The organism is Barnesiella sp. CU968, from assembly GCF_905219685.1.
GTDB classification, from domain to species: domain Bacteria; phylum Bacteroidota; class Bacteroidia; order Bacteroidales; family Muribaculaceae; genus Lepagella; species Lepagella muris_A.
Genome location: NZ_CAJMXD010000179.1, coordinates 1 through 5,864 on the forward strand (window position 1 = coordinate 1; position 5,864 = coordinate 5,864).

A 5,864-nucleotide genomic window follows, 5' to 3' on the forward strand; every position below is an offset into this window, starting at 1 on the left:
CCCGATATGTCGTACGACACCAGTTCGTTCGTAAGAAAACCTGACGCGCCGATCATGAAACTCGTGGCGCGGTTATGGCGGTACAATGCGGACACTGAACCTAAGAATGTCTCGAATTTGTCGCGTTCCCTGCCATCGAAATATACTTTGAAATGCTTTACATCCTGAGCTGTTCCGAACGTTGTTTCACGGTCATGAGGCGTAAAATTATAATGATTGAGCGATATGTTCCCAAGAAAATTAAAAGTCCATCGCTCATTCGGTTTGAGATTGAGATTGGTCTGATAATCGAAATAAGTGGGGTCATACTCCCCTTTGGTATCCATTGAGGATAATAAGGAATTGTTTTTCTTGAATCTCAGTCCATGTAATTGCGAGAATTTACCTGAATTTTGACCGATTGTGAGGGATGCTCCCATAAGACTTGCTGAAACCGCTCCCTCGAACGCTTCAGGCTCTCGATAAGTTATATCGAGTGCCGACGACATTTTATCATCGTAACGCGCCGGAAAACCTCCCGATGAGAATTTGAGGTTTCCCACCATGTCCGGGTTGATAATACTGAGGCCTTCCTGCTGACCCGCACGTACAAGCTGCGGACGATAGATCTCTATTCCGTTGATATATACGGAATTTTCGTCAAACGACCCGCCTCTTACCGAATATTGCGAACTCAGTTCATTTGATGAGTTCACACCGGGCATAGTGGAAATCATTGCCTCCACACTTCCTCCTGACACATCAGGAGAAAGTTTGAAGCTTTCAGTGTTGAAACTCTGCATCCCGTTGATATTATTCTTGAATCCAAGCACTTCAAGTTCCTTGAGTTCAACATCATTGGGATACATACGTACATTCAGCGTCAGGTCGCCTTTGGGATTTATCAGCTTATGATTGACGGTTTTGAAACCTATGCAACTATAGATAAGTTCCAATGTGTCTTTGCGTGCCACAGAGAGGCTATACTGCCCTTTAAGATCCGAATTGGTGCCAATAGCTGTTCCAGCCACCCGTATTGTGGCAAACTCGACAGGCTTGTCTTCATTGTCTACAATCTTTCCTGAAATCTTCACATTCTCGGAAAACAATGACAATGAAGATATAATTGATATTGCAGTTATTATAAATGCGCGAATTTTCAACATGTGGTCAGTTATCTTTATCCCCTACCAATCTAAACGCACGCGGCGCATGTATATTATATCGCGACATCTATGCTCCCTGAGTCCGGAACTTACGGTAAAGAAGCAGAAAACATACCATTCCTGTCAATGCGAATGGAATACCGGTCAATGCGGTTGACTCCACTCCGTATCCTCGCTAACGCTTATTTATGAGCACACACCATCAAATATCTGAGTTGTTCTTATAAGCTAATTTCCAACAAATACTTACGATTGAGCATCCGTTATGAAATGTAGAATTTTCCGTCTTTGGCTTTTTGGATGATTATGTGTAAATTTGCATAAGGAAGTATTTTCAACAGCTTCTTGACAAATGACAATGGATAATATAATACACGATGTGGCTGCGCGCCTTTCATTGAATGAAAAAGGGGTGTCTGCCGTGATAAAACTTCTGGATGAAGGAGCGACTGTCCCTTTCATCAGCCGTTACAGAAAGGAGGCGACAGAAGCACTCGATGAAGTTGCTGTGCGCTCTATAGAGACAACACTCAAAAGCGTGCGGGAACTATATACCCGAAAGGAGTTTGTAGCAGATGCCATAACTGCCGCAGGAGCCATGACCGCTAAACTGGAAGAATCTCTGCGCAATGCACGCTCGATGACCGAGGTCGAAGATATATACGCACCTTTTAAACCGAAAAAAAGGACTCGTGCGACAATCGCCCGCGAACGGGGACTTGAACCGCTTGCCAGAATCATTATGGCAGGCAACGCGCCGTATCCTCTCCGCTCGGCAGAAAGATTCACCGGCAACAAGGACATATGCAGTGCGGAAGATGCTTTGGCTGGAGCGCGCGACATTATTGCAGAATGGGCTTCCGAATCAACCCGTCTCCGCAACATGACCCGCAACACATACCGACGGCAAGGAGCTATAGTATGCACTGCCGTCAAGGAGAAGGATGAAGAACTCAAAGCATCTCCCTATGCCGCATACGCAGCATTCTCCAATTCTGTAAGAAGAATCACCTCTCATCAGTATCTCGCTTTGCGAAGAGCAGAATCGGAAGGGATGATTAAGGTAAAATACAGCCTTGATGATTCCCGGGGTCAACTTGAAGATGCATTGTCTGAAGCATATGCCTCTCGTCTGGGATCGCAGGAATGTCGCAAAATCGTCTCCGAAGCTGTGACGGATGCCTCCAGACGTCTTATAAGACCATCGGTAGAGAATGAAGTCTCCGCTGAACTCAAAGAAGAAGCTGACCGCGTGGCTATCGATATTTTCTCACAGAACCTCCGTCAACTGCTTCTCGCATCCCCGTTAAAGGGACGACGCATACTTGCTTTAGATCCTGGATACAGAACAGGATGCAAGACAGTTGCCATTGACGAGAAGGGCGATCTGCTTGATGACGCTGTTATTTACCCGACTCCTCCGCGAAACGACATCGAAGGCGCACACAAGACTCTGAAACGGATGATTGACCGCTTCGGGCTGAACGCAGTCGCTATTGGAAACGGAACCGCTTCCCGAGAGACTGAACGCTTTATCAGAAATTCAGGTCTGATGATTTCCGACATGATATTCGTGGTAAGCGAGGATGGCGCTTCAGTATATTCCGCGTCTGAAACAGCCCGGCTCGAATTTCCTGACAAGGACGTGACTGTAAGAGGTGCTGTCTCCATAGGACGAAGACTCTTAGACCCTCTTGCGGAACTTGTTAAAATAGACCCCAAATCAATCGGTGTCGGACAGTATCAGCATGATGTGGATCAGTCAAAACTTAAGAACGCGCTTGACTATACAGTGATGAGCTGTGTGAACGCTGTGGGTGTGGATGTAAACACTGCATCCGCGAGCCTTCTGGCGTATGTTTCCGGCATTGGTCCGGCGTTAGCCGCCAACATTGTGAAATACAGGACTGAGAACGGTTCTTTCGCAACGCGCAATGATCTTAAGAAAGTGCCGAGACTTGGTGCCAAAGCTTTCGAACAGGCGGCAGGATTCCTACGTATAATTTCCGGATCCGAACCGCTTGACAATACCGGCATACATCCGGAAAGCTACGCAATAGTCAAGGAAATGGCGAGACTGGCGGGAGTGAAGGTCAAAGATCTTCCGGGAAATACATCTATACTCGACAGTATTGATCCGGCGGAACTCTCGGCAAAAGGATTAGGGGGACTTGAGACTATCGCGGACATTGTCGAGGAACTCAGAAAGCCCGGGCGCGACCCACGCACTGACAATGCCGAAACAGCTTTCACCCCCGGTGTCGAATCGTTTGAAGAACTGCGTATAGGTCAGAAACTTCCTGGGATTGTAAGCAACATAACAGCATTCGGTGCCTTCATTGATCTGGGAATAAAGGAAAACGGATTGCTTCACATTTCCAGAATATCCACACGACGCATCAATTCCGTAGGAGATGTTCTGCGACTCGGGCAGCATGTCGAAGTCTCTGTAATCGAAATCGACTCCATGCGCCGACGGATAAGTCTCTCCATGGTATAATCGGTCTGACTATGCCACACCGAGCAGTTCTATTTCAAAAACAAGAGTGGAACCGCCCGGTATGCCGGGGATATTACGGGAACCATAAGCCTGTTCGGCAGGAATATACAGTTCCCATTTATCCCCGACATGCATTTGCTGCAAGGCAATGACCCATCCGGGAATCAGCTCACGCAATCTGAAAGCGGGAGCGACTCCTCCGCGACTGCTGTCGAATGTCTTTCCATTAATGGTTTTACCGACATAATGCGCAGTCACAACGCTTCCTCTGTTCGGCATAGCCCCTTTCGGGTTTCCTTTCTTTATCACTTTATAGTATATCCCCTTGTCAAGTGACATCACCCCGGGTTCTTTGGCTTTTGCCGACAGCCATTCACGATTTTTCTGTATATATTCCTGCTTTGCCATAATTAGAAGCTTCCTGGAAGCTGTTTAAAAAGTTTTCAAATTTCCACCCGGATCCAGCCGACACAAATCAAGACCTGAAGGTGCCTGGTATATCTTCAGACCGAACTTCCCGATTATCGCGTACACATAATCGAATATCTCACTTTGTATCTCCTCATAATCCGCCCAGCCGGTTTTGTTGGTAAAAAAATAAAGTTCCAACGGTATGCCCTGCGGGGTTGATTGCAGTTGTCTGACCATAACAAACATCGTTCTCCCCTTTTTTACGATTATTTCCTCCCGGCTTCTGAGCCATTTTTCCATGTGTCTTCTGAAAAGACCGAGATTGACAACCTGTTCGCCACATGAAATCTCATCAACGAATATCATGTTTTCACCTGCAAGACTTTCAAGTTCTTCCCTGCCGAGAAATCTCACACTATTCACATCTATATATACGAATCTATATATACGAATCTGGAAACTCTTCTTCCTCCCGATGCTCTCATTGGCTGATAGTTCTGAAATGAGTCACTTACGAGATTATAGGGAGGAATCGTTATCACTGAATTATCCCAGTTCCGCACCTTGACCGTTGTGAGCGATATATCGATAACCTCACCGTTGGCACCTGCTTTCTGGCAGATAATCCAGTCTCCTTTCTGCAGCATCTTGTTGGCTGTAAGCTGCACTCCGGCTACAAGTCCGAGTATCGTATCCTTGAACACGAGCATCAACACTGCCGCGGATGCTCCGAACGCAGTAAGAATCGCAATAGGAGAACGGTCAAACAGAATACCGGCACCTGTGATGACTCCCACTCCGATAACTATAAGCTTCAACATCTGGAATGTCCCTTTTAGGGAATGCACCTTGCCGTAATCCCTTTTGTCGAATGCCTGAAATATTGCCTCCACCACCTTGTTTACCAAATGGACACAAGACCATACTATATAAAACAAGGTCAGCTTCTTTATCCATATATAGAGAGTCTCATGATTTACAAACATTTTAGGTAAAAGCCATGCCACGACAATGGCAGGCATCATCTGACTGAATGCCCGCAACACTTCCGGTGTCAGAAGATCGTCGTCCCATTCCGTATGTGTCTTGTCGGCGAGATAGATAATCATAGGAGAAACAATACGCCGGAATACTTCATAAGCTATCCACGCCACAAACACAACTGCAAGCAATGTTATGGAAAAACCGAATTTTCCTGAAAACTCCTCTCCTCCGACGTTTGTCAGCCAATATGTGATGGTCTTTTCCATTCCGGGTATTTATTTCAGATTTGTCACACCTTTTTTATGATTCTCGCCGGATTGCCGCCGACCACAACTCCGGAAGGAATATTCCTGGTCACTACCGACCCCGCTCCAATCACTACATTGTCACCGATTGTCACACCCGGCAGAATAGTCGCATTGCCACCAATCCACACGCTATCGCCGATTGTCACCGGTTCCGCCCACTCCACTCCGGTGTCACGTGATGCGGCATCAAGCGGATGACACGCCGTAAAAATACTAACATTCGGTCCGATGAAACAATTGTCTCCTATCCTGACTTCCGCCTCGTCAAGTATTGTAAGATTAAAATTAGCGAAAAAATTCTCTCCGATATGAATATTGCACCCGTAGTCGCATCTGAAGGGTTGATTCACATGGAAATTTTTGCCATGACTACCCAACAATCCGCGTAAGATATCCTTCATCTTATCCATTTCATACGGACGCAGATTATTGAATTCCCATAACTTATCGCGCGTAGTCATAAGCATTTCAATAAACCTCGGGTTTACTGCATCGTAAACCTCTCCGGAAAGCATT

General features: G+C 46.3%; 6 protein-coding genes. 1 reads left to right on the forward strand and 5 read right to left on the reverse strand.

Annotation, left to right across the window (positions count from 1 at the left end; all coding sequences use genetic code 11):
• On the reverse strand, positions 1-1,073 hold a 1,073-nt coding region (locus JX312_RS08045), incomplete at its 3' end, for a TonB-dependent receptor (RefSeq protein ID WP_204457645.1).
• Positions 1,074-1,503: 430 nt separating this feature from the next.
• Here JX312_RS08045 and JX312_RS08050 point away from each other — a divergent pair.
• Complete coding sequence (locus JX312_RS08050; protein ID WP_204457646.1) at positions 1,504-3,645, forward strand: Tex family protein; 2,142 nt, start codon at positions 1,504-1,506, stop codon at positions 3,643-3,645.
• A 9-nt stretch (positions 3,646-3,654) separates the two neighbouring features.
• Here the strand turns inward: JX312_RS08050 and JX312_RS08055 are convergent, their stop codons facing one another.
• Genes JX312_RS08055 through JX312_RS08070 form a run of 4 tightly spaced genes read right to left on the reverse strand, consistent with a single transcriptional unit; the run spans position 3,655 to position 5,863 of the window.
• A complete protein-coding gene (locus tag JX312_RS08055) occupies positions 3,655-4,053 on the reverse strand; it encodes an FKBP-type peptidyl-prolyl cis-trans isomerase (protein ID WP_123405902.1) in 399 nt (132 codons plus the stop codon).
• Between the two features lie 24 nt (positions 4,054-4,077).
• Positions 4,078-4,479 carry a mechanosensitive ion channel gene (locus JX312_RS08060; RefSeq protein ID WP_204457647.1) on the reverse strand — a complete coding sequence of 134 codons (402 nt, stop codon included), beginning with the start codon at positions 4,477-4,479 and terminating at the stop codon, positions 4,078-4,080.
• Positions 4,480-4,481: 2 nt separating this feature from the next.
• On the reverse strand, positions 4,482-5,306 hold the full coding sequence (locus JX312_RS08065) for a mechanosensitive ion channel family protein (protein ID WP_204457648.1): 825 nt from the start codon (positions 5,304-5,306) through the stop codon (positions 4,482-4,484).
• 23 nt (positions 5,307-5,329) lie between these two features.
• A complete protein-coding gene (locus tag JX312_RS08070) occupies positions 5,330-5,863 on the reverse strand; it encodes a sugar O-acetyltransferase (protein WP_204457649.1) in 534 nt (177 codons plus the stop codon).
• Between the last annotated feature and the right edge of the window lies 1 nt (position 5,864).